Source organism: Pseudomonas sp. PB120 (assembly GCF_009761815.1).
GTDB lineage: Bacteria > Pseudomonadota > Gammaproteobacteria > Pseudomonadales > Pseudomonadaceae > Aquipseudomonas.
Map to the genome: position 1 here is coordinate 20,098 of NZ_RWIN01000053.1, position 21,950 is coordinate 42,047.

Consider the following 21,950-nt stretch of genomic DNA (forward strand, 5'->3'; position numbering starts at 1 on the left):
AGTCGAGCGCTAAGCTTTGCCGGATGGCTGTTGGCGAGCCACTTCGTGTGGCTGGCATGGCACGAATGAAATGATCGCGCGCGACGACACTTCGCCGCCGCGCGCAATGCCTTACGGCAGCGGCTATTAACACCTTCTCGCTGGCCGAGGAATGTTCAAACAAAGGATGACGCTATGGTTCAAGTTCGCAAACTGGTGTTAGCAATAGCGGCCGCCTCGGCGCTGTCCTCCGGTATGGCGCATGCACTCGGGCTCGGGGAGCTGACCCTGAAATCGACGCTGAACCAGCCTCTGGTGGCCGAAATCGAGTTGCTCGACGTCAAGGACCTCACCGCTGCCGAAGTGGTGCCGAGCCTCGCGTCGCCCGACGATTTCGCCAAGGCCGGTGTCGACCGCCAGGCGTTTCTCAACGACCTGACGTTCACGCCGGTGCTCAACGCCAGCGGCAAAAGCATCCTGCGCGTGACGTCCAGCAAACCACTCTCCGAGCCGATGGTGAAATTCCTGGTTCAGGTGATGTGGCCCAACGGTCGCCTGCTGCGCGATTACAGCGTGCTGCTCGATCCGTCCAAATTCTCGCCGCAAACCGTTGATGCGGCCGCGCAACCTGCGCCGACTCAAACCGTCACCGCGCCGGTCACCGGTGCGACCAAACCGACCCAATACACCACGACGCCACGCGATACCCTGTGGGAAATCGCCGCCAAGGCACGCAATGGTGGGTCGGTCCAACAAACCATGCTGGCGATTCAGGCGCTGAACCCGGATGCCTTCATCGATGGCAACATCAACCGGCTGAAAACCGGTCAGGTGCTGCGTCTGCCGGATCAAACCCAGAGCACCAGCCTGCCGCAACCCAAAGCCATCGCTGAGGTCGCCGCGCAGAACACCGCATGGCGTCAGGGGCGTCGCTATGTTGCGAAGCCCGCCAACGGGCAGCAACAGCTGGACGCTACCAAGCGTGCTCGCGCTGAAGGCCCTTCGTCGCAGGCTGCCAAGGACAAACTGAGCCTGGTCTCTGCGGAGACTGGCAAGAATCGTGGCAAGGGTGCTGCGGGCGACGCCAAGAACCTCAGCAACAAACTGGCCATCACTCAGGAAAGCCTCGACAGCACGCGTCGTGGCAATGCCGAACTGAAAAGCCGCATCACCGATCTGCAAAGTCAGATGGACAAGCTGCAACGCTTGATCGAACTGAAGAACAATCAATTGGCCAAGATGCAGGCAGAAGGGAGCGCTACCGCACCTGCTGCGCCTGCTGCGCCTGCTGCGGCCGCTGAGCCCGCAGCGCCTGCTGCGCCGATTTCCGCCGAGCTGGTGCCCAACCCCGCAGCCGCGCCGGCTGAAGTGGCGCCGGTCGCTCCAGCGCCAGTGGTCACTGCACCGGAGGCAACGCCAGCTCCGGTCGAGACCCCGATCGAGCCGGCACCCGTCGCCTCCGACGAGCAGAAATACAACGATTTGTTGACCAATCCGTACCTGCTGGGCCTGGCCGGCGGTGGTGCAGTGGTGCTCCTGCTGTTGCTGCTGTTGCTGGCCCGTCGTCGCAAGGCCCAGCAAGAAGCCGAGAAGCATCTGCGCATGGCTCGGGCCTTGTCTGAGGAGCAGGAGTTCTCCGTCGAGCAGGATCTGCCGGAAAGCAGCTTCGAAGGTCTGGAGGTTCCGCCGCCAAGCGTGAAGCTCGCGACCGCGCCGACTCCCGTACCCGCACCCGCGCCAAAACCGGCGCCCGCGCCTTTGGTTGCTCCGGTAGTGATGACGACGCCGATCGCTGCACCACTGGTATCGCCGGCTGGCGAGCGCGATGACGATGTATTGAGCAAGGCTCAATCGCACATCGCTGCCGGTCGTCTGAATCAGGCGGCTGCGTTGCTGGAAGACGGCATCAAGCAAGAACCGCAACGCAGTGACCTGCGCCTGAAACTGATGGAAGTCTATGGTCAGCAGGGCGATCGTGATGCGTTCGTTGTCCAGGAGCGCCAACTGGTCGCCAACGGTGACAACTTCGCCCAAGTCGAACAGCTGAAAAGCCGCTTCCCGGCCATGGCCCTCGTGGCCGCTGGCGGTATTGCGGCAGCCGCCATCGCGGCCGAACTGGATGCGCAATACGTCAAGGACCTGTTGCTGGACGAACCGCAGGCGCCAGAGCCGGAGCCGGAATTGCCCGACGCCGATTTCGACAGCGCCTTCGACCTGAGCCTGGATGACCTGGAAGCCGCGTCGCCTGCGGTGGTTGCGCCGGAGCCGGCACCCGAAGAGGTCGTCGAGCTGGACGAGTTCCCGCAGGAAGACGATTTGAGCTTTGAATCGGTGTTGCAGCAGCACACCGAAATCAAGGAAAACCTGGATGACCTGTCGGACTTCGACCTGGACATGGACCTGGGTGGCGATGCCTCGCCAGCGACCTTGGCCGAGGACGATTTCCTGCTGAACCTGGATGACGACCTCAAGGATTTGCCAGCGCCTGCCACACCGGCCGTCCCTGACATGGCGCTGGGCGATCTCGACCTTCCTGCCGATTTCGATCTGTCGCTGGCCGATGAAATGGATGCACCGGATGCCTTCTCGGCCGAGCTCGATGACGTCAACGCCGAGCTTGAAAAGTTGTCCTCCAGCATCGGCGAGCCGACCTTCACGGCCGAAGACGCCATGGCCTCCGCGGCGGACGAACCGGACTTCGATTTCCTCTCCGGCACTGACGAAGTCGCCACCAAGCTCGATCTGGCCCAGGCCTACATCGACATGGGCGATAACGATGGCGCTCGGGATATTCTCAACGAGGTGGTGAGCGAAGGCGATGACGGTCAGAAGAGTGAAGCGCGGGAGATGCTTTCGCGTCTGGTTTGAGTGATCGACGCGCTGTAAACAGAGCGGCAGCCCATTGAGGCTGCCGTTTTTGTTTTATCGGGGTGCGATGGCATTTTCTGGAATGCTATCGCGAGCAGGCTCACTCCCACAGGGATCTCCAGTGTTTACAAAATCCTTGTGGGAGCGAGCCTGCTCGCGATGAGGCCAGAACAACCGGTAGAGATCTCACTGGCATCCCCGCCCGACAGCCTTATAATGCCCGCCTTTGCGTACATCAGCAGGCTGTCCCTCCTTGGCAAACATAGATAACCCGGCCGCCGAAATGGCAGCCGACGGCTTTTACCGGATCGCCTTGGGCGTTGAATACAAAGGCTCGCGCTATCGCGGCTGGCAGCGCCAGGCCTCCGGTGTGCTCACGGTGCAGGAAACCCTGGAAAATGCGTTGTCCAAGGTCGCCGACTCGCCGGTGTCGCTGCTCTGCGCCGGACGCACCGACGCGGGCGTGCATGCCTGCGGACAAGTGGTGCATTTCGACACACAGGTCGAGCGGTCGATGAAAGCCTGGGTCATGGGCGCGAACATCAATTTGCCCCACGACGTCAGCGTCAGCTGGGCCAAGGTCATGCCATCGCATTTTCATGCGCGGTTCAAGGCCATCGCCAGGCGTTATCGCTACGTGATCTACAACGATCAGATCCGTCCGGCGCACCTGAACGAAGAAATCACCTGGAACCACCGCCCGCTGGACGTCGAGCGCATGGCCGAAGCCGCGCAGTATCTGGTCGGTACCCACGACTTCAGCGCTTTCCGTGCCGGCCAGTGCCAGGCCAAATCGCCGGTCAAGGAGCTGCATCACCTGCGCGTCACGCGTCACGGCAAGATGATCGTGCTGGACATCCGTGCCAGCGCGTTCCTGCACCATATGGTGCGCAACATCGCTGGCGTGCTGATGACCATCGGTGCCGGCGAGCGCCCGGTGGAGTGGATGAAAGAAGTGCTCGAAAGTCGTATTCGCCGTTCGGGAGGGGTTACGGCGCATCCGTTTGGGCTGTATCTGGTGCAAGTCGAGTACCGCGACGAGTTCGAATTGCCCGAGCGTTACATCGGTCCACATTTCCTGACGGGTTTCACCGAACTTGACGGCTGACGCCCTCGAACGCATTTGCTACCATCCGGGACTTTCCCGGATTTGCCTTGAGGTTGTATCGACATGTCGGCCGTTCGCAGCAAGATTTGCGGGATTACCCGCATAGAAGATGCGTTGGCAGCGGTTGAAGCTGGGGCCGATGCCATCGGATTCGTGTTCTACGCCAAGAGCCCGCGGGCCGTGACGTTTCAGCAGGCGCGCTCGATCATCAAGGCGCTGCCGCCGTTCGTGACCACCGTGGGTTTGTTCGTCAATGCCAGTCGTTGTGAGCTGGGCGAGTTGCTCGACGCCGTGCCGCTGGACCTGTTGCAGTTCCATGGCGACGAAACCGCTGCCGACTGCGAAGGCTGGCACCGGCCGTATATCAAGGCACTGCGGGTCAAGGCCGGTGATGACATCGCGGCGGCATGCGATGCGTTTCCGAGTGCCAGCGGTATCCTGCTCGACGCATACGTTGAGGGCATTCCCGGGGGAACCGGAGAAGCATTCGACTGGTCTCTGATACCGCAAGGTTTAAGCAAGCCGATTATCCTGGCGGGTGGATTGACCCCGGATAACGTCGCCGAGGCGATTGCCAGGGTTCGACCTTACGCCGTGGATGTTAGCGGCGGGGTAGAGGCGAGCAAGGGCATCAAGGATCACGCAAAAATTCAGGCATTCATCAACGCAGTACGCGGTTGATGTGACGGCTGGCACACTGCCGCCGTCCACAGGCATGGCTGAGGGTTTTTGGGGTGTACGCAGGTCACGTTTAGCTGATCCGGCAACCCGCCAATCATCGCCGCACATATGAATTTAGCTCAAGGGCATACGCGGGGCTGCGAACCAGAGCGTTCGGGCCGCCGGTACTGGAGAAAGAAAGCATGAGCAACTGGTTAGTAGACAAACTGATCCCTTCGATCATGCGTTCCGAGGTCAAGAAGAGCTCGGTGCCTGAAGGTCTGTGGCACAAATGCCCGTCTTGCGAGGCTGTGCTGTATCGTCCGGAGCTGGAAAAGACCCTGGATGTTTGCCCCAAGTGCAACCACCACATGCGTATTGGCGCCCGCGCCCGTATCGACATCTTCCTCGACGCGGAAGGCCGTGCCGAACTGGGTGCGGACCTGGAGCCGGTCGACCGCCTGAAATTCCGTGACGGCAAGAAGTACAAGGACCGCCTGACCGCTGCACAGAAGCAGACCGGCGAAAAAGACGCACTGGTCTCGATGAGCGGCACCCTGCTGGGCATGCCGGTCGTGGTTTCGGCGTTTGAATTCTCTTTCATGGGCGGTTCGATGGGCGCCATCGTTGGCGAGCGCTTCGTGCGCGCCGCCAATTATGCGCTGGAAAACAAATGCCCGATGATCTGCTTCGCCGCCTCCGGTGGCGCGCGGATGCAGGAAGCCCTGATTTCCCTGATGCAAATGGCCAAGACCTCCGCGGTGCTGGCGCGTCTGCGTGAAGAAGGCATTCCGTTCATTTCCGTGCTGACCGACCCGGTCTACGGTGGCGTTTCCGCGAGTCTGGCCATGCTGGGTGACGTGATCGTCGGTGAGCCGAAAGCCCTGATCGGTTTTGCCGGTCCGCGCGTGATCGAGCAAACCGTGCGCGAAAAACTGCCGGAAGGCTTCCAGCGCAGCGAGTTCCTGCTGGAGCACGGCGCCATCGACATGATCGTTCACCGTCAGGAACTGCGTCCGCGCCTGGGCAACCTGTTGGCACAGATGATGGGTCTGCCGACGCCTAAATTCGTCGCCGCCCCCATTGAGCCGATCGTGGTTCCACCGGTACCTGCCAACCTATGACCCAACGTACCCTTGGCGAGTGGCTCGCCTACCTTGAGCAGTTGCACCCTTCGGCCATCGATATGGGGCTGGAGCGCTCGCAACAGGTAGCGTCCCGCATGGGACTGGGCCAGCCGGCGCCTCGGGTGATCACGGTCACCGGCACCAACGGCAAGGGGTCTACCTGTGCATTCGTGGCTTCATTGCTGCGGGCGCAGGGCCTGAGCGTCGGTGTCTATAATTCTCCGCACCTGCTGCGTTACAACGAGCGGGTGCAGGTCAACGGCGTCGAAGCCACTGACGCCGAGCTGTGCCAGGCCTTTGCCGCGGTTGAGGCGGGCCGTGGCGACACGTCCCTGACGTACTTCGAAATGGGCACGCTGGCGGCGTTCTGGCTGTTTCAACAGGCCGGTCTTGATGCTGTGGTGCTGGAAGTCGGGTTGGGCGGGCGTCTGGATACGGTCAACGTGGTGGATGCCGACATGGCGCTGGTGACCAGCATCGGCGTCGATCACGCGGATTACCTGGGCAATACCCGTGAGTCCGTGGCATACGAAAAGGCCGGCATCTTCCGCCAGGGCGCACCTGCGCTTTGCGGTGACCTGAATCCTCCGCAACCTCTGCTGGATAAAGCGCGTGAGCTGGCTTGCCCGTTTTTCCTGCGGGGGCGCGACTTCGATCTCGGCGTAACAGATACTAATTGGCAGTGGCGCGGCCTGGACGCTCAGGGGCGTATGGTCGAGTTGCGCGATCTGCCGTTGCTCGATCTGCCGATGGAGAACGCGGCGCTGGCGCTGCAGGCTTATCTGTTGCTCGGTTTACCGTGGGATGAAGCCCAGATAATTGATGCGCTGAAATCGACTCGAGTCGTCGGCCGTCTTGATCGCCGTCAGTACACCTGGCAGGGCAAGCGTCTTAATCTGTTGCTGGATGTGGGGCATAACCCGCATGCAGCGGAGTATCTGGCCCGCCGTCTGGCCAGTCGACCTCCTGTCGGCAAGCGTCTGGCAGTGTTCGGGTTGCTGGCGGACAAGGATCTGGACGGTGTAGTCGGCGAATTGAGTGCCAGTGTCCAGCACTGGGCCGTCGCGCCACTGGATTCGCCTCGCGCGCGTCCGGTTGCTGATTTGCAGGCGGCATTGCAGGCGCTTGGGGCATCGGTAACGTCCTATGACAGCGTGGCGGCCGCCCTGGAAGGGCAAAGTGCGCTGGCGACAAGTGACGACGAGATTCTGTTGTTCGGATCATTTTATTGTGTCGCCGAGGCCCTAGAATGGCTTGACCGGCGCTCCACGGAGGAAGCGGCAAATGGCATTGCTGGATAAGGCATACAAACAGCGCATGGTTGGCGCCCTGGTTCTGGTGGCGCTGGCGGTGATTTTCCTGCCGATGCTGTTTTCCCGTCAGGACGAGCAGCGTCAGGTGACGGTCGAAGCTCCGGCTGCGCCTCAAGCGCCTTCCGTGCCGCAGGTGCAGGTCGAGCCGGTGGTCGTGCCTGAGCCGCAAGCGTTGCCGCAAGAGCCGGTGCCGAGCGACGATGAAATTGCACAGCAGGAAGCGCCGCCGAAACCGGTTGCGTCCGTTGCGCCGGTCGCGCCTGTGCCTGTTGCCAAGCCGGCCGCTCCAGCCCCGGCGCCGGCATTGGCCGCCAAGCCTGCTGCGGCGCCGTCTCAGCCGATAGCTGCCGCACCGGGCAAGCCGGACACCACGCAAAGCCGCATCGATGCCAATGGCCTGTCGGTCAGTTGGTCGGTGCAGCTTGCCAGTCTTTCCAGTCGTGCCAGTGCCGAAAGCTTGCAGAAAACCCTGCGCAGCCAGGGTTACAATGCCTATATCCGCACCGCCGATGGCAAGAACCGGGTGTTTGTCGGACCGCTGATCGAGCGGGCTGAGGCCGACCGTCTGCGTGACTTGCTGAGCCGCCAACAGAACCTCAAAGGGTTTGTGGTGCGCTTCCAGCCTGAGCGCGGTTGAAAACTATCGACCCGATTTGAAAAGCACTGACAATCGCAGCTTACCGATAAGCATGGGCTCTGCTAAAATGCGCCGCCTTATCCGTCTGTAGGCTGCACTGTGCCATTTACCTGGGTTGACTGGGCGATCGTTGCAATCGTCGCCATCTCCGCATTGATCAGTTTGAGCCGCGGCTTCGTCAAGGAAGCACTATCGCTGGTGACCTGGATCATCGCAGGAGTCGTCGCCTGGATGTTCGGTGGTTCATTGTCCGAGTACCTCGCCGGATACATCGAAACGCCATCGGCTCGCGTGATCGCGGGCTGTGCCATCATGTTTGTCGCCACCTTAATCGTGGGCGCAATGATCAATTATCTTATCGGCGAGTTGGTACGCGTCACCGGGCTATCCGGGACCGATCGATTCCTCGGCATGGCCTTCGGCGCCGCGCGTGGCGTGTTGCTGGTGGTCGTGGCGGTCGGGCTGTTAAGCCTGGGGCCGGTACAGCAGGACGGGTGGTGGCAACAGTCACAGCTCGTGCCAAAATTTCTATTGGTCGCAGACTGGTCCAAAAACCTGATCCTCGGGTGGAGCAGTCAGTGGCTTGCCAGCGGTATCAGCGTACCCGTTGAGATACCGTTCAAGGAGCACCTCTTGCCGACGGCCAAAACGCCTCAGTGAGTTGTGTTCAGTTCAGATCCATTAAGTAGGGGTTGCGTCGCATGTGTGGCATCGTCGGTATCGTCGGTAAGTCGAACGTCAATCAGGCGCTGTATGACGCGCTAACCGTCCTCCAGCACCGCGGCCAGGACGCTGCCGGTATTGTCACCAGCCATGATGGCCGGTTATTCCTGCGCAAGGACAATGGTCTGGTGCGTGACGTGTTCCATCAGCGTCACATGCAGCGCCTGGTCGGGCACATGGGCATTGGCCATGTGCGTTATCCGACCGCGGGCAGCTCGACCTCGGCCGAAGCTCAACCGTTTTACGTCAACTCGCCTTACGGCATCACCCTGGCGCATAACGGCAACCTGACCAACGTTGAACAGCTGGCCAAGGAGATTTACGAATCTGACCTGCGCCACGTCAACACCAACTCCGATTCGGAAGTGCTGCTCAACGTGTTCGCGCACGAACTGGCCCAGCGCGGCAAGTTGCAACCTACCGAAGAAGATGTCTTCGCGGCCGTCACTGACGTGCACAACCGTTGCGTCGGTGGTTACGCCGTCGTGGCGATGGTGACCGGCTACGGCATCGTCGGCTTCCGCGATCCGCACGGCATCCGCCCGATCGTGTTCGGCCAGCGTCACACCGACGAAGGCGTCGAATACATGATCGCCTCCGAAAGCGTGTCCCTGGACGTGCTCGGTTTCACCCTGATCCGCGACCTGGCGCCGGGCGAAGCGGTCTACATCACTGAAGACGGCAAGCTGCATACCCGTCAGTGCGCGACCAACCCGTCCCTGACCCCGTGCATCTTCGAGCACGTCTACCTGGCGCGTCCAGACTCGATCATCGACGGCGTGTCGGTCTACAAGGCCCGTCTGCGCATGGGTGAGAAGCTGGCCGAGAAGATCCTGCGCGAGCGTCCGGATCACGACATCGACGTGGTCATCCCGATTCCGGACACCAGCCGCACCGCGGCCCTGGAGCTGGCGAACCACCTGGGCGTCAAGTTCCGCGAAGGCTTCGTGAAGAACCGCTACATCGGCCGCACCTTCATCATGCCGGGCCAGGCAGCACGGAAAAAATCCGTACGCCAGAAACTCAACGCCATCGAACTGGAATTCCGCGGCAAGAACGTCATGCTGGTGGACGACTCCATCGTTCGCGGCACGACGTGCAAGCAGATCATCCAGATGGCCCGTGAAGCCGGCGCCAAAAACGTTTACTTCTGCTCCGCAGCACCGGCCGTTCGCTACCCGAACGTCTACGGCATCGACATGCCTAGTGCTCACGAGCTGATCGCCCACAACCGTTCGACCCAGGACGTGGCGGATCTGATCGGCGCCGACTGGTTGATCTATCAGGACCTGCCTGACTTGATCGAAGCGGTCGGTGGCGGCAAGATCAAGATCGACAAGTTCGACTGCGCGGTGTTCGACGGCCAGTACGTCACCGGCGACGTCGATGAGGCTTACCTGAACAAGATCGAGCAGGCACGTAACGATGCCTCCAAGGTCAAGACGCAGGCAGTCAGCGCGATCATTGATCTGTATAACAACTGAGTAACTACCGGCCCTGAGGGGCCGGTTTTGTATCTACTAAAAAACGAGCAAGGCAAGGAGTGACAGCATGAGTCAGGATTGGGATGCCGGTCGGTTGGACAGCGACCTCGAAGGCGTAGCGTTCGATACCCTGGCCGTACGCGCCGGTCAGCACCGCACGCCGGAAGGCGAACACGGTGATCCGATGTTCTTCACTTCCAGCTATGTATTCCGTACCGCTGCTGATGCGGCTGCGCGCTTTGCCGGGGAAGTCCCGGGCAACGTTTACTCGCGCTACACCAACCCGACCGTGCGCGCGTTTGAAGAGCGCATTGCGGCGCTGGAAAGCGCCGAACAGGCCGTGGCCACCGCCACTGGCATGGCGGCCATCATGGCCGTGGTAATGAGCCTGTGCAGCGCCGGTGACCATGTGCTGGTGTCGCGCAGTGTGTTTGGCTCGACCATCAGCCTGTTCGAGAAGTACTTCAAGCGTTTCGGCGTCCAAGTCGACTACGTGCCTCTGGCGGACTTGTCCGGCTGGGACGCGGCCATCAAGGCCAACACCAAGTTGCTGTTCGTCGAATCGCCGTCCAATCCATTGGCCGAGCTGGTGGACATCACTGCGTTGTCGGAAATCGCTCATGCCAAAGGCGCGATGCTGGTCGTCGACAACTGCTTCTGCACGCCTGCATTGCAGCAGCCCCTGAACCTGGGCGCGGACATCGTCGTGCACTCGGCCACCAAGTTCATCGACGGCCAGGGGCGTTGCATGGGCGGTGTAGTGGCCGGTCGCAGCGAGCACATGAAAGAAGTGGTTGGTTTTCTGCGTACCGCCGGGCCAACCCTGAGCCCGTTTAACGCCTGGATCTTCCTCAAGGGCCTCGAAACCCTCGGCCTGCGGATGAAGGCGCATTGCGCCAACGCCCAGCAACTGGCCGAATGGCTGGAACAGCAGGACGGCATCGAGAAGGTTCATTACGCCGGCCTCAAGAGCCATCCGCAGCATGAGCTGGCCCAGCGTCAACAGAAAGGTTTCGGTGCGGTCGTGAGTTTCGAGGTCAAGGGCGGCAAAGAGGGCGCCTGGCGCTTTATTGATGCAACGCGTCTGATTTCGATCACTGCCAACCTCGGCGACACCAAGACCACCATCACGCACCCGAGCACTACCTCTCACGGCCGACTGACGCCGCAAGAGCGCGAAGCGGCGGGTATTCGTGACAGCCTGATCCGCATTGCGGTCGGTCTGGAAGACGCGGCAGACCTGCAAGCCGATCTGGCGCGTGGGTTGGCTGCCTTGTGATCGAGTTGTCCACGTCGAGTACCGGCACCAATGGCCGCGTCGCACTGGTGACCGGTGCTGCGCGGGGCATCGGTCTGGGCATTGCGGCCTGGCTGATCAGCGAAGGCTGGCAGGTGGTGCTGACGGACCTGGACCGGGTGCGCGGCTCGAAAGTGGCGAAGGTGCTGGGCGACAACGCCTGGTTCATCGCCATGGATGTCGCGAATGAAGGGCAGGTGGCGCTGGGCGTTGCCGAGGTGCTGGGGCAGTTCGGGCGCCTGGATGCACTGGTGTGCAACGCGGCAGTGGCCGATCCGCATAACATCACTCTGGAAAGTCTCGACCTGGCGTACTGGAATCGGGTGCTGGCGGTCAATCTCAGTGGGCCGATGCTGTTGGCCAAGCACTGCGCCCCCTACCTGCGTGCTCACAGCGGGGCGATCGTCAACCTGGCGTCGACCCGCGCCGGGCAGTCAGAGCCCGACACCGAGGCCTATGCGGCGAGCAAGGGCGGGTTGCTGGCCCTGACTCACGCGTTGGCCATCAGCCTGGGTCCGGAAATCCGCGTGAATGCGGTCAGCCCTGGCTGGATCGATACACGAGACCCATCAGTGCGGCGTGCCGAGCCCCTGACCGATGCCGACCATGCCCAGCATCCAGCGGGCAGGGTAGGGACCGTTGAGGATGTCGCGGCGATGGTTGCCTGGTTGCTGTCGAAGAACGCCGGGTTCGTTACGGGCCAGGAGTTTGTGGTGGATGGCGGCATGACCAAGAAGATGATTTACAGCGAATAATCCGAATCCAATGTCCAGCATGGATGTTGAATGTGCCGGGGGGCATCGCGAGCAGGCTCGCTCCCACAGTGGATGGTGTTTTTAATGTGGGAGTTGGGCTGCTCGCGAAAGCAGCCGATGCGGTACTGATTGAAAGAATTTTGTCTTTTTCAGAAAAACTTCAATCCTGCTATTGACTTAGGTTCGCTACCTGCGTAAATTTCGCGGCCTCGGAGATGCAAACGGGTGATTAGCTCAGCTGGGAGAGCGTCTGCCTTACAAGCAGAATGTCGGCGGTTCGATCCCGTCATCACCCACCACTTCCGAGAGTCTTGCGAAAGCAAGATGGAAGCTTTTAAAAGCCTCCACCGACGCGCAGCGGTAGTTCAGTCGGTTAGAATACCGGCCTGTCACGCCGGGGGTCGCGGGTTCGAGTCCCGTCCGCTGCGCCATATTTTACGAATCGGATTTTTTCGGTTCGCGATTGAAAAGCACCGAAGCTTTCAGTCAAACGAGTTACTTGGACGCAAGTCCAAAGCGATACGCAGCGGTAGTTCAGTCGGTTAGAATACCGGCCTGTCACGCCGGGGGTCGCGGGTTCGAGTCCCGTCCGCTGCGCCATATCAGCCTCAAGGCCCACTGAACGCCTTGGAGCTACGAAGAAAGCCGCTGGCTACTTCGAGTCGATAGCAAAGACCCTGGTCGAAAGACCGGGGTTTTTTGTGTCTGCAATTTGCCTTTTTACTGTTCCGGCGAAGACGGCAGCCCCGATAGCGCATGACTCAGGGCCTGAACTGGCTCGGCGCTACGCCGCTCCAGCGCACAAACGCATGACGGAAACTGGCGGTCTCGCTGAAACCCAAGGCCTCGGCGATCCGGTAGATCGGCATCTGCTCCTCGCACAGCATCTGCTTGGCTTGCTCAAACCGCAGTTCGTCCAGCAACTCCTGATAGCTGCAACCCGAATCCTTGAGGTGCCGACGCAAGGTTCGTGCCGAGCAATTCATTTGCTCTGCCAGGCCTTCGAGCCCCGGTGCGGCGTTCAGTTGAGCCCTGAGCAATTGGCGGATCCGTCCCAGCCACGCCTGACGCCCGGTGAATTCAGTGTTCTGCTTGCGGCAGCGTTCGGCCATGGCCTGGTGAGTGATCACGTCCGCCAGCGGCAACGGTTGATCGAGCCAGCGGCGTTCGAAGGCGAATGCGTTGTCCCGCGCCTCGAAGTGCAGGGGGCAGTTGAAGTGTTCGGCGTAGGTCGACTCATAGTCAGGCGCCGCGTGTTCGAAGCGCGCGCCCAACAGCGGCAGCGGATGCCCCAGCAGGTCATCGCAGATGACTTTCAGCGACACCAGACAGAACTCGGCATTGAACACCGCCAGTGCCGGGTTCTCCCGGTAATCGGCGGCGACGAACCAGACACGTTCACTGTCGTCTTCAAGGCTCAGCTCGAAAAGTGTTCCCAATAGCGCCGGATAGCGCAACGCCAGCCGCAAGGCGTCACCGAAGGTGGCACTGGTGAGCAAGGCATAACCAAGCATCCCGTAGGACGAAACGTGCATCCGCTGGCCCAGCTCCAGGCCGATATCGCGCTTGAGGGCGACCGCGTTGGCGCAGACCTGCATCTCTTGATTGGTGGTAATGCGTGTGTCGGCCCGGGCCAAATCAGCGGCGCTGATGCCGCTGCCGGCCAACAGCTCCTCGCTGGACAAGCCTTCGGCCTTGAAGGTGTTGAGCACCAGCGAAACGGCGTTGAGGGTGGTGAGGTGGGAGTGGAGCATGTTCGGTTCCAGCGTCTAGGTGCTGGAACCGAGCAAGTTGTGTGCCGATCGGCAGGTGACGCCTCAATGACCGCTGAGCAACGAAGCCGCTCCCGCACCACTGAACAGGCCGGCGCTGATTCGGTTGAACCAACTCTGACCCTTGCCGCTGCGCAAGTAGCGCGCCGCGCCATGGGCACCGAGGCCGTAGGCCAGCTTGCACAGCAGGTCCAGCACGGTCCATGTCGCGATCATCACCAGCAGTTGCGGCAGGAAAGGTTGTTCGGCGCTCAAAAACTGCGGCAGGAAGGCGGCGAAGAACAGGATGTCTTTAGGATTGCTGGCGCCCAATACGAAGGCGCGGCCGAACAGCGCACGAAAGCGTGGGACCGGCGCAGCCTGAGGCACTTCAGCGCCTTGGGAAGGCTGACGCGATTGCTGCCAGCTCTGCCAGGCAAGGTAGAACAGGTACAGCGCGCCGACGACTTTCAAGGCACTGAACAACTGTTCCGACGCGAGCAGAAGGGCGCCAAGGCCGAGTGCCGACGCGCTGAGCAAGCAGATCGAGGCAATCACACCGCCGAGGAACGCTGGGTAAGAACGGCGCAAACCGTAATTCAGACTGTTGCTGATCATCAGCAAAGACAGGGGCCCCGGGATCAGGATCACTACCAGCGCAGCGCCGCTGAACAGCAGCCAGGTTTCCAGACTCATCACTTTCCTCCATTTGTGCAAAAGCCCCACCCGACGGGGTGAGGCTGGTTTGAAGCCTGTAACGCTTACAAGAAGATGAACTTAGCGATGAATATCGCGCAGAGCACCCACAGGCTCACGGAAATTTCCTTGTACTTGCCGGTACCGGCCTTCAGCGCCACGTAGGTGATGAAACCCAGGGCAATGCCGTCGGCGACGGAGAAGGTCAGGGGCATCATGATCGCGGTAACGATGGCCGGAATGCTGTCGGTGGCCTCGTCCCATTCGATGTGGGCCATGCCGCCCATCATCAGCATCGCAACGTAAATCAGTGCACCCGCGGTTGCATAAGCGGGAATCATGCCCGCCAGTGGTGCGAAGAACATGGCCGCAATAAACAGCACGCCGACGGTCACGGCGGTAAGACCTGTCCGGCCGCCCGCTGCGACGCCTGCCGCACTTTCCACGTAGCTGGTCACCGGTGGCACGCCCACGACGGCCCCGAAGACACTGGACGCACTGTCAGCTTTCATGGCGCGGGAGAGGTTTTCAATCCGGCCATCGGCACCGACCAGATTGGCGCGTTGGGCAACACCCATCAGCGTGCCGGCGGTGTCGAACATGTGCACGAAGAGGAAGGCCAGTACCACGCTGATCATGCTGACGTTAAACACGCCGGCGAGATTCATGGCCATCCAGGTCGGTGCCAGGCTCGGTGGAGCAGACATGATCCCTTCGTAATGCACCAGACCCAGGCCCCAACCGGCCAGCGTCACGGTGATGATGCTGATGAGGATCGCGCCGAACACTTTGTGGTAGCTGAGGATGGCGATCATCAGGAAGCAGATGGCGGCCAACAGCGGGCCAGGCTCGCGCAGGGAGCCCAGTTTGATCAAGGTGGCCGGGCTATCGACGACGATGCCTGCGGTTTTCAAGCCGATCAGCCCCAGGAACAGGCCCACGCCGGCGCCCATGGCGAAGCGCAAACTGACGGGAATACTGTTGAGTAGCCACTCGCGGATTCGCGAGAAGGTCAGGATCATGAACAACACGCCCGAGACAAACACCGCACCGAGGGCGGTTTCCCAGTTGTAGCCCATGGTGCCGACCACGGTGTAGGTGAAGAAGGCGTTCAGGCCCATACCCGGCGCCAGGCCGACCGGCCAGTTGGCGTACAGGCCCATCAACAGGCAGCCCAGTGCAGCGGCGATGCAGGTGGCGACAAACGCGGCACCATGGTCGATACCGGCGTCGGCCATGATGTTCGGGTTGACGAAGATGATGTAGGCCATGGTGATGAAGGTTGTCAGACCGGCAATCAGCTCGGTCTTCACCGTGGTGCCATGCAAGCTGAGTTTAAAGATGCGCTCCAGCCAGCCAGTGCGTAAAGGCGGCGAGAGATCCAGCGTCGATGCTTCGGATTTGCGGCTTTCCACAGCGAGTACTCCTCAAGAGTTTTATTGTTATTTCCAGGGCCGGACCCATGAGGGTGGCAGCGGCCCTTTGAGGCACTTGCGAATTTGTTGACCGGTTGGTCAGGAACTCGCACGAAGTGGATTATGCTTTTGTATACAAATAAAGCAAATAATGTTTTTGGTTTTGTAGACGAAAAATTTGGTGGGAGGGATATATCGCCTGTCAGGACGTTATCGCGAGCAGGCTCACTCCCACCTTTGATTGCATTTCCCTGTGGGAGCGAGCCTGCTCGCGATGACCTCAGATGGGTTGCCGAAAAAACAGCAGGTAAAACGATCAGTCAGCCGCCACCTGGCCTTTCCCCAGCGCCAGATTTACCGCCATCCAGCCATTTACCGCCGTTTCCCCGGCTTCGGTAAACACCCGCTCCAGTAACTTCACCTGTTCACGTCGCAGCGCCTGTTCGAAGCGTGCACCCTCGTCGGTCAGTTCCAGCAATCGCTTACGCCCGTCGGTTTGCGACGCGACACTGTTTACCACCTGCATTTCCACCAACTGGCGTAGCGGCATGTTCAGCGCCTGCTTGGTCACCCCGAGCAAGGCCAGCAGCTCCTTGACGCTCAGGTTCGGGTAGCGCGCGATGAAAAACACGATGCGCTGATGCACCCGGCTCAAACCGCGTCGCTCGAGCATTTCGTCGGCCTTGGCGGTGAATGCCTGATAGCCGAAGAAAAACGCTTCCATGGCTTGCTGTTGGGAGGAGGGGTTTTTAAGGTCAAGCATGTTGACGTATCCGCGCAAGTTGTCGTAATTTCGGTCAATCAGTTTGACTCATTTTCCTCTGGCCTCGCTACCGGTGACCCCATGGCTTTTTCCGAACGTGTCTCGCGCCTTAAAAGTTCTTTGATCCGTGAAATCCTCGCGGCGGCCCAGCGTCCGCAGGTGATGTCGTTTGCTGGCGGCTTGCCGGCCGAAGCCATGTTGCCGAACGTCGAGTGGGCCGACATGCCACTGTCCATGGGCCAATACGGCATGAGTGAAGGCGAGCCGGCGCTGCGCGAAGTCTTGGCTGCCCAGGCGCGTGCGTTGGGCGTGCCGTGCGAAGCAAGCCAGGTGCTGGTGGTCAGTGGCTCTCAGCAAACCCTCGACCTCGCGGCCAAGCTGTACATCGACAAAGGCACCGAGATTCTGCTCGAAGCACCGACGTACCTGGCGGCGTTGCAGATTTTCCAGCTGTTCGGTGCGGACTGCATCACTGTTCCACAAGAGGCCGATGGGCCTGATTTAGCGCAGTTGCGAGCACGTCTGGAAAAACACAAGCCGGCCTTCATCTACCTGATTCCGACTTTCCAGAACCCGTCGGCCGTTCGCTATAGCGATGCCAAGCGCGAGGCGGTTGCAGCGTTGCTGGATGAGTTTGGCGTAACCCTGATCGAAGACGAGCCGTACCGGGAGCTGACGTTTGACGGCGGCAGTGCCACCCCTATCGTCAGTCGTCTGAAGAAGGCCAGCTGGATCTACACCGGCACCGTCTCGAAAACCCTGCTGCCCGGGTTGCGCGTGGGTTACCTGATCGCCAGCCCGGATTTGTTCCCGCACCTGCTGAAACTCAAGCAGTCGGCGGACCTGCACACCAATCGCGTCGGCCAGTGGCAAGCATTGCAATGGATCGGTACCGAGAAATTCCAGCATCACCTGGTCGAATTACGGGATTTCTACCGGGGCCGTCGGGACGCGTTCCAGTGCGCACTGGAAACGCATTTTTCCGATCTGGCTGACTGGAATGTGCCGCAAGGCGGGCTGTTTTTCTGGCTGACGCTCAAGCAACCGCTGGACACACGAACCTTGCTCAAGGCTGCATTGGCGAATGATGTGGCGTTCATGCCAGGGGAACCGTTTTTTCCCGAACCGGACGAGCATCATGGGCATTTGCGCCTGAACTTCAGTCATATCGATCCGGCCAGGCTGGACGAAGGCCTCAAGCGATTGGCGGCGGTAGTGCGTGATGCGCAAAGGGCAGAAGCGGCCTGAGGGGAGGGCATAAACAAATAAACCGGCCAATGGGCCGGTTTATTTTTATCTGGGGTTTGTAGTGACTGTTCAGGCCTCATCGTCGGAACGCCGCCCGGAGCAGGCTCGCTCCCACAGGTTTGTGCGTATACCTGTAGGAGCAAGGCTTGCCCGCGAAGAGGCCATCAGCTACGCCACAAAACCATCAGGCCGCAGCAAACCGCTTGTCCAGATAATCAATGATCACCTTGGACTCATACATCCAGGTGGTCTGGCCATTCTCTTCGATACGAAGGCACGGCACCTTGATCTTGCCTCCTTGCTCCAGCAGGGTCTGGCGATTCTGTTCGTTGTTCTTCGCATCGCGCAATGCCACCGGCACGTTCAGGCGGCGCAGGGTGCGGCGGGTTTTCACGCAGAACGGGCAGGCGTGGAACTGATACAGGGTCAGGTCCCGGGCAGCCGTTTCAACCTGAGCCTGAGCGGCGGCGGGGCGCTGCTTTTTGGCTGGGCGAGTGATGAAGTCGATGAAGATGATCAGTTGGCCAAGGCCGACACGCAGCGCTTTTACAAACACAGTTAAGCCTCACAGGAGAATTCGCAAGGCGCGCAGCTTACCTGATTTTCGCGGACGAAAAAAAACCGGCGATGAATGCCGGTTTTCTTCGGGGGGGCGCTTTACTTGATGAAGCTCAGGAACTCGCTGCGGGTCGCCGCGTTGTCGCGGAACGCGCCGAGCATCACCGAAGTGACCATCGTCGAATTCTGTTTCTCCACACCGCGCATCATCATGCACATGTGCTTGGCCTCGATCACCACTGCAACGCCCAGGGCGCCGGTGACCTGCTGGACCGCATCGGCGATCTGGCGGCTGAGGTTTTCCTGGATCTGCAGGCGGCGGGCGTACATATCGACGATCCGCGCGACTTTCGACAGACCCAGTACCTTGCCGCTCGGAATGTAGGCGACGTGGGCCTTGCCGATGAACGGCAACAGGTGGTGTTCGCACAACGAGTAGAGCTCGATGTCCTTCACCAGCACCATTTCGCTGTTATCGGAACTGAACAGGGCACCGTTGGTGACCTCTTCCAGTGTCTGTTCATAACCGCGGCAAAGGTACTGCATGGCTTTGGCGGCACGCTTTGGCGTGTCGATCAGGCCCTCGCGGGAAACGTCCTCGCCCAATTGGCCGAGAATCTGTGTGTAATTCTGTTCCAGGGACATGAAACTACCTGTGGGATTTTACGCAAAGAGCAAGGGTACGGTGGCGGACACGGCGCTGCAAGCTTGTCGCAACAGCTTTACTCGTCGCGGCCTTCCATCATGGTCCGTTTGAGCATCACATAAACGGCTCCGGCACCGCCATGTTTCGCTTGGCACGAGGTGAAGCCCAGCACCTGGGAATGCTGGCGCAACCAGGTATTGACGTGGCTTTTGATCATCGGGCGCTTGCCGTCCAGACGTACCGCTTTGCCGTGGGTGACGCGCACGCAGCGGATTTCGAACTTGGTCGCTTCGGCCAGGAATGCCCAAAGGGTTTCCCGCGCCTTCTCCACCGTCATGCCATGCAGGTCGAGGCTGCCTTCGAACGGGATCTGGCCGATCTTGAGCTTGCGCATCTGGCTTTCCTGCACGCCGTCCCGCGCCCACATCAACTCGTCTTCCGGGCCGACGTCGATGACAAACTGATCGGACAGCCCGTCAACGGTCGTGGCATCGGTACGCACGGTGGCGGCCTGGCGCAGCTTGGCGATTTGCGCGCGGTCAGCCTTGGGTTTGCCGGTTTCGGCGCGATCGTGCTTGATCGGCTTGACGCCTTGGATCGCGCTTTTGAACAGGGAAAAATCGTCGTCTTGCATGTCAGCCTCCGCGAAGGGCGGCCAGTTTACCCAACTCGAGGCGAATGAGGCGCGAGAAAACGCGACGCGTTCGCTCAGTCGTGTTTTTTCATCAGGTGCGGGGACATGTTCAGTTCCCGCGACTGGCGTGAACGGCGACGGCAACGGCGCCACAGCCACACGCCGATGTACAGCACGAACAGGCCGATCGCCAGAATCACCGCCGAGCCGATCGGGCTGGCATTCAATTCGCCCAGGGCGGGCGGGTGACCGAGCAGGCTGGCGGCGCCGGCCATGGCCAGCAACACACCGCACATGGCCAGCAGCGCAGCAAACGCCGCGCCTATACGAAAACGCCAGTTGCGTTGGCCTTTGGGCCGCAAGCGGCGAGCGTCAAAACCATCGGATAACTTCATTCCGACCTTCCTCAATGGGTATCGGCCCTTCGACCGGGAGTTGACCGGGATGTTCCTGAGGCTAAGACATTTACAGCAAATGACAGGCTTTTGCGGATGAGCGGCGGCAGAACCGCTCATCAATCGCCGGTCAGATCAGCTCGTGGGTCAGGGCGAGGGTGGCGAAGTTGTCCGCCATGATCGCCATTTCGGTCTGCTGAACGTGCTCGGCGCTCAGGACTCCACCCTTGTAGGGCAAGTCGCGGGTCGCACAGGCGTCTTCCACCAGGGTGCAGCGGAAGCCCAGGTTTTTCGCGGCACGCACCGTAGTGCTGACGCTGGAATGGCTCATGAAGCCGCAGACGATCAGGTCAAGGGCGCCGAGGTCCTGCAGGCGTTTTTCAAGCGGGGTGCCGTGAAACGCGCTCGGCAGCAGTTTGCCGATGATGGTTTCGTCGCCCTGTGGTTCAAGCCCCGGGATGAATTCACCGCGCTCGCCCTGTGGGTCAAACAGCCCGCCGACGGTGCCGAGATGGCGTACATGCACGATCGGGCGGCCCGCGGCACGGGCAGCGGCCAGCAATTGCTTGATGTTCGCGACGGCGGCTTCCATGCCGGTCAGGGCCAGGGGGCCGCTGAGGTATTCTTTCTGGGCATCGATGATCACAAGGGTCGCATGGCTCAGATTGGCTGCTGCGTAACCGCGGCCGCTGAGTTGAAACATCGTTTTTGGAACGGACATTCTGGGGCTCCTTCGAGTGGGGCTTTTGCGACATTGTCCTCTGGCTGAGCGCTTCTGTGAATCGCTACCATCGCAGGCGCCGTCGTTACTGGCTTACAGCCTTGTCAAGTTACTCGTTTTGTTCAATACCCCGCCAGATAAAGAGACTAGTCCTACAACTGAACCCGTGTTTTTCCTGCGTCGTGTTGGCGGCATTTGGCTGGTAGAATCGCCAGTCGTTTTTTCTGGAGCTTGCCGCTGTGATCACTTCCCGACTTCGTACCCTGCGTGACCATATCCGTTGGGCCGTCAGCCATTTCCATGGAGGGGATCTGTTCTTCGGCCATGGGACTGACAACGCCTGGGACGAAGCCCGTCAACTGGTGTTGGGCGCCTTGCACCTGCCGTGGGAAATGGCCGACAGCTATCTTGACTGCAACCTGGAAGAGGACGAAGTGGTCAAGCTTCAGCGCCTGATCAAGCGTCGTATCGAAGAACGCATTCCCACCGCGTACCTGTTGGGCGAGGCGTGGTTCTGTGGCATGTCGTTCATCGTCGACGACCGTGTATTGATCCCGCGTTCGCCCATCGGCGAGCTGATCGAAAAACACTTCGAGCCGTGGCTGGGCGCCGAGCCTGCGCGCATCCTCGACCTGTGCACCGGCTCCGGCTGCATCGGTATCGCCTGTGCCTACGAGTTCCAGAGCGCTGAAGTGGTGCTGGCCGACCTGTCGTTCGAAGCGCTGGAGGTGGCCAATCAGAACATAGAGCGCCATGGCGTCGATGAGCGGGTGTACACCGTGCAGGGCGATGGTTTCGACGGGTTGCCGGGTCAGCGTTTCGACCTGATCGTGTCGAATCCGCCTTACGTCGATGCCGAAGATTTCGCCGACATGCCGGACGAGTACCAGCACGAGCCGGAATTGGGCCTGGCCTGCGGTGACGATGGTCTGAACCTGGTGCGCCGCATGCTCGCCGAAGCGGCGGATCACCTGACCGAGAAGGGCTTGATGATTGTTGAAGTGGGCAACAGCCAGGTTCACGTCGAATCGCTGTACCCGGAAGTCGACTTCGCGTGGCTGGAGTTCGAACGCGGTGGTCATGGCGTGTTCATGTTGACGGCTGAACAGTGCCGCGAGCATCAGGCGCTATTCGCCTCCCGCGTCTAACCCTGTGGCGAGGGAGCTTGCTCC

At 60.6% G+C, this 21,950-nt stretch carries 21 protein-coding genes and 3 tRNA genes; 15 read left to right on the forward strand and 9 right to left on the reverse strand.

Annotated elements, in window-relative coordinates; all coding sequences use genetic code 11:
• The first annotated feature begins 174 nt into the window (after positions 1 to 174).
• The 13 genes from EJA72_RS12120 to EJA72_RS12180 all read left to right on the forward strand — a co-directional run bounded on the left by EJA72_RS12120 (position 175) and on the right by EJA72_RS12180 (position 12,551).
• Complete coding sequence (locus tag EJA72_RS12120; RefSeq protein ID WP_157711692.1) at positions 175 to 2,847, forward strand: FimV/HubP family polar landmark protein; 2,673 nt, start codon at positions 175 to 177, stop codon at positions 2,845 to 2,847.
• Positions 2,848 to 3,130: 283 nt separating this feature from the next.
• Positions 3,131 to 3,955: a tRNA pseudouridine(38-40) synthase TruA gene (gene truA / locus EJA72_RS12125; RefSeq protein ID WP_157711716.1), complete on the forward strand. Its 825-nt coding sequence runs from the start codon at positions 3,131 to 3,133 to the stop codon at positions 3,953 to 3,955.
• A gap of 63 nt (positions 3,956 to 4,018) precedes the next feature.
• Positions 4,019 to 4,636, forward strand: a complete 618-nt coding sequence (locus EJA72_RS12130) for a phosphoribosylanthranilate isomerase (protein WP_157711693.1) — start codon at positions 4,019 to 4,021, stop codon at positions 4,634 to 4,636.
• Positions 4,637 to 4,818: 182 nt separating this feature from the next.
• The gene (gene accD, locus EJA72_RS12135; RefSeq protein WP_157711694.1) at positions 4,819 to 5,739 is read left to right on the forward strand and encodes an acetyl-CoA carboxylase, carboxyltransferase subunit beta; all 921 of its coding nucleotides are present in this window, start codon (positions 4,819 to 4,821) and stop codon (positions 5,737 to 5,739) included.
• The gene (folC, locus tag EJA72_RS12140) at positions 5,736 to 7,043 is read left to right on the forward strand and encodes a bifunctional tetrahydrofolate synthase/dihydrofolate synthase (protein WP_157711695.1); all 1,308 of its coding nucleotides are present in this window, start codon (positions 5,736 to 5,738) and stop codon (positions 7,041 to 7,043) included. Before accD ends, folC begins: the two co-directional genes overlap by 4 nt.
• Positions 7,027 to 7,692 (forward strand): SPOR domain-containing protein, encoded by a 666-nt coding sequence (locus EJA72_RS12145; protein WP_157711696.1) that lies wholly within the window; start codon positions 7,027 to 7,029, stop codon positions 7,690 to 7,692. Before folC ends, EJA72_RS12145 begins: the two co-directional genes overlap by 17 nt.
• Before the next feature lie 99 nt (positions 7,693 to 7,791).
• Positions 7,792 to 8,352, forward strand: a complete 561-nt coding sequence (locus tag EJA72_RS12150) for a CvpA family protein (RefSeq protein WP_178129322.1) — start codon at positions 7,792 to 7,794, stop codon at positions 8,350 to 8,352.
• 41 nt (positions 8,353 to 8,393) lie between these two features.
• Positions 8,394 to 9,899 (forward strand): amidophosphoribosyltransferase, encoded by a 1,506-nt coding sequence (gene purF, locus EJA72_RS12155; protein ID WP_007935163.1) that lies wholly within the window; start codon positions 8,394 to 8,396, stop codon positions 9,897 to 9,899.
• Between the two features lie 67 nt (positions 9,900 to 9,966).
• Complete coding sequence (locus EJA72_RS12160; protein WP_157711697.1) at positions 9,967 to 11,178, forward strand: O-succinylhomoserine sulfhydrylase; 1,212 nt, start codon at positions 9,967 to 9,969, stop codon at positions 11,176 to 11,178.
• On the forward strand, positions 11,175 to 11,951 hold the full coding sequence (locus EJA72_RS12165) for an SDR family oxidoreductase (protein WP_178129323.1): 777 nt from the start codon (positions 11,175 to 11,177) through the stop codon (positions 11,949 to 11,951). The genes EJA72_RS12160 and EJA72_RS12165 overlap by 4 nt, the downstream gene beginning before the upstream one ends.
• A 223-nt stretch (positions 11,952 to 12,174) precedes the next feature.
• A tRNA-Val gene (locus tag EJA72_RS12170) sits at positions 12,175 to 12,250 on the forward strand.
• A gap of 55 nt (positions 12,251 to 12,305) precedes the next feature.
• Positions 12,306 to 12,382: transfer RNA gene (locus EJA72_RS12175), tRNA-Asp, on the forward strand.
• Positions 12,383 to 12,474: 92 nt separating this feature from the next.
• Positions 12,475 to 12,551, forward strand: a tRNA-Asp gene (locus EJA72_RS12180).
• 161 nt (positions 12,552 to 12,712) lie between these two features.
• Here the strand turns inward: EJA72_RS12180 and EJA72_RS12185 are convergent.
• The 4 genes from EJA72_RS12185 to EJA72_RS12200 all read right to left on the reverse strand — a co-directional run bounded on the left by EJA72_RS12185 (position 12,713) and on the right by EJA72_RS12200 (position 16,576).
• Positions 12,713 to 13,705, reverse strand: coding sequence for an AraC family transcriptional regulator (locus EJA72_RS12185; protein WP_157711698.1), 993 nt, complete (start codon positions 13,703 to 13,705; stop codon positions 12,713 to 12,715).
• Positions 13,706 to 13,768: 63 nt separating this feature from the next.
• The gene (locus tag EJA72_RS12190) at positions 13,769 to 14,398 is read right to left on the reverse strand and encodes a LysE family translocator (protein ID WP_157711699.1); all 630 of its coding nucleotides are present in this window, start codon (positions 14,396 to 14,398) and stop codon (positions 13,769 to 13,771) included.
• 65 nt (positions 14,399 to 14,463) lie between these two features.
• A complete protein-coding gene (locus tag EJA72_RS12195; protein WP_178129324.1) occupies positions 14,464 to 15,813 on the reverse strand; it encodes an NCS2 family permease in 1,350 nt (449 codons plus the stop codon).
• A gap of 316 nt (positions 15,814 to 16,129) precedes the next feature.
• Complete coding sequence (locus EJA72_RS12200) at positions 16,130 to 16,576, reverse strand: MarR family winged helix-turn-helix transcriptional regulator (RefSeq protein WP_157711700.1); 447 nt, start codon at positions 16,574 to 16,576, stop codon at positions 16,130 to 16,132.
• 81 nt (positions 16,577 to 16,657) lie between these two features.
• Here EJA72_RS12200 and EJA72_RS12205 point away from each other — a divergent pair, with 81 nt between their 5' ends.
• Entirely contained in the window at positions 16,658 to 17,824 is a 1,167-nt protein-coding gene (locus EJA72_RS12205; protein ID WP_157711701.1) for a PLP-dependent aminotransferase family protein, read from the forward strand.
• Positions 17,825 to 18,008: 184 nt separating this feature from the next.
• Here EJA72_RS12205 and EJA72_RS12210 read toward each other — a convergent pair whose 3' ends face one another.
• The 5 genes from EJA72_RS12210 to EJA72_RS12230 form a co-directional block, all read right to left on the reverse strand.
• Positions 18,009 to 18,380 carry a glutathione S-transferase N-terminal domain-containing protein gene (locus EJA72_RS12210; protein ID WP_178129325.1) on the reverse strand — a complete coding sequence of 124 codons (372 nt, stop codon included), beginning with the start codon at positions 18,378 to 18,380 and terminating at the stop codon, positions 18,009 to 18,011.
• Positions 18,381 to 18,481: 101 nt separating this feature from the next.
• Entirely contained in the window at positions 18,482 to 19,027 is a 546-nt protein-coding gene (gene folE / locus EJA72_RS12215) for a GTP cyclohydrolase I FolE (protein ID WP_157711702.1), read from the reverse strand.
• Between the two features lie 77 nt (positions 19,028 to 19,104).
• The gene (locus tag EJA72_RS12220; protein WP_157711703.1) at positions 19,105 to 19,662 is read right to left on the reverse strand and encodes a Smr/MutS family protein; all 558 of its coding nucleotides are present in this window, start codon (positions 19,660 to 19,662) and stop codon (positions 19,105 to 19,107) included.
• Positions 19,663 to 19,736: 74 nt separating this feature from the next.
• A complete protein-coding gene (locus tag EJA72_RS12225; RefSeq protein WP_157711704.1) occupies positions 19,737 to 20,057 on the reverse strand; it encodes a hypothetical protein in 321 nt (106 codons plus the stop codon).
• 130 nt (positions 20,058 to 20,187) lie between these two features.
• Positions 20,188 to 20,778: a cysteine hydrolase family protein gene (locus tag EJA72_RS12230; RefSeq protein ID WP_157711705.1), complete on the reverse strand. Its 591-nt coding sequence runs from the start codon at positions 20,776 to 20,778 to the stop codon at positions 20,188 to 20,190.
• A gap of 239 nt (positions 20,779 to 21,017) precedes the next feature.
• Between EJA72_RS12230 and prmB the strand changes: the two genes are divergently transcribed.
• Positions 21,018 to 21,926, forward strand: coding sequence for a 50S ribosomal protein L3 N(5)-glutamine methyltransferase (gene prmB / locus EJA72_RS12235; RefSeq protein ID WP_178129326.1), 909 nt, complete (start codon positions 21,018 to 21,020; stop codon positions 21,924 to 21,926).
• The last annotated feature ends 24 nt before the right edge of the window (positions 21,927 to 21,950 follow it).

What these genes read in the sequence shown, in the direction of transcription:
- EJA72_RS12120 (WP_157711692.1), top strand. Translation starts at nt 175, where the DNA reads ATGGTTCAAGTTCGCAAACTGGTGTTAGCAATAGCGGCCGCCTCGGCG.
- truA (WP_157711716.1), top strand. Translation starts at nt 3,131, where the DNA reads ATGGCAGCCGACGGCTTTTACCGGATCGCCTTGGGCGTTGAATACAAA.
- EJA72_RS12130 (WP_157711693.1), top strand. Translation starts at nt 4,019, where the DNA reads ATGTCGGCCGTTCGCAGCAAGATTTGCGGGATTACCCGCATAGAAGAT.
- accD (WP_157711694.1), top strand. Translation starts at nt 4,819, where the DNA reads ATGAGCAACTGGTTAGTAGACAAACTGATCCCTTCGATCATGCGTTCC.
- folC (WP_157711695.1), top strand. Translation starts at nt 5,736, where the DNA reads ATGACCCAACGTACCCTTGGCGAGTGGCTCGCCTACCTTGAGCAGTTG.
- EJA72_RS12145 (WP_157711696.1), top strand. Translation starts at nt 7,027, where the DNA reads ATGGCATTGCTGGATAAGGCATACAAACAGCGCATGGTTGGCGCCCTG.
- purF (WP_007935163.1), top strand. Translation starts at nt 8,394, where the DNA reads ATGTGTGGCATCGTCGGTATCGTCGGTAAGTCGAACGTCAATCAGGCG.
- EJA72_RS12160 (WP_157711697.1), top strand. Translation starts at nt 9,967, where the DNA reads ATGAGTCAGGATTGGGATGCCGGTCGGTTGGACAGCGACCTCGAAGGC.
- EJA72_RS12185 (WP_157711698.1), bottom strand. Translation starts at nt 13,705, where the DNA reads ATGCTCCACTCCCACCTCACCACCCTCAACGCCGTTTCGCTGGTGCTC.
- EJA72_RS12190 (WP_157711699.1), bottom strand. Translation starts at nt 14,398, where the DNA reads ATGAGTCTGGAAACCTGGCTGCTGTTCAGCGGCGCTGCGCTGGTAGTG.
- EJA72_RS12200 (WP_157711700.1), bottom strand. Translation starts at nt 16,576, where the DNA reads ATGCTTGACCTTAAAAACCCCTCCTCCCAACAGCAAGCCATGGAAGCG.
- EJA72_RS12205 (WP_157711701.1), top strand. Translation starts at nt 16,658, where the DNA reads ATGGCTTTTTCCGAACGTGTCTCGCGCCTTAAAAGTTCTTTGATCCGT.
- folE (WP_157711702.1), bottom strand. Translation starts at nt 19,027, where the DNA reads ATGTCCCTGGAACAGAATTACACACAGATTCTCGGCCAATTGGGCGAG.
- EJA72_RS12220 (WP_157711703.1), bottom strand. Translation starts at nt 19,662, where the DNA reads ATGCAAGACGACGATTTTTCCCTGTTCAAAAGCGCGATCCAAGGCGTC.
- EJA72_RS12225 (WP_157711704.1), bottom strand. Translation starts at nt 20,057, where the DNA reads ATGAAGTTATCCGATGGTTTTGACGCTCGCCGCTTGCGGCCCAAAGGC.
- EJA72_RS12230 (WP_157711705.1), bottom strand. Translation starts at nt 20,778, where the DNA reads ATGTCCGTTCCAAAAACGATGTTTCAACTCAGCGGCCGCGGTTACGCA.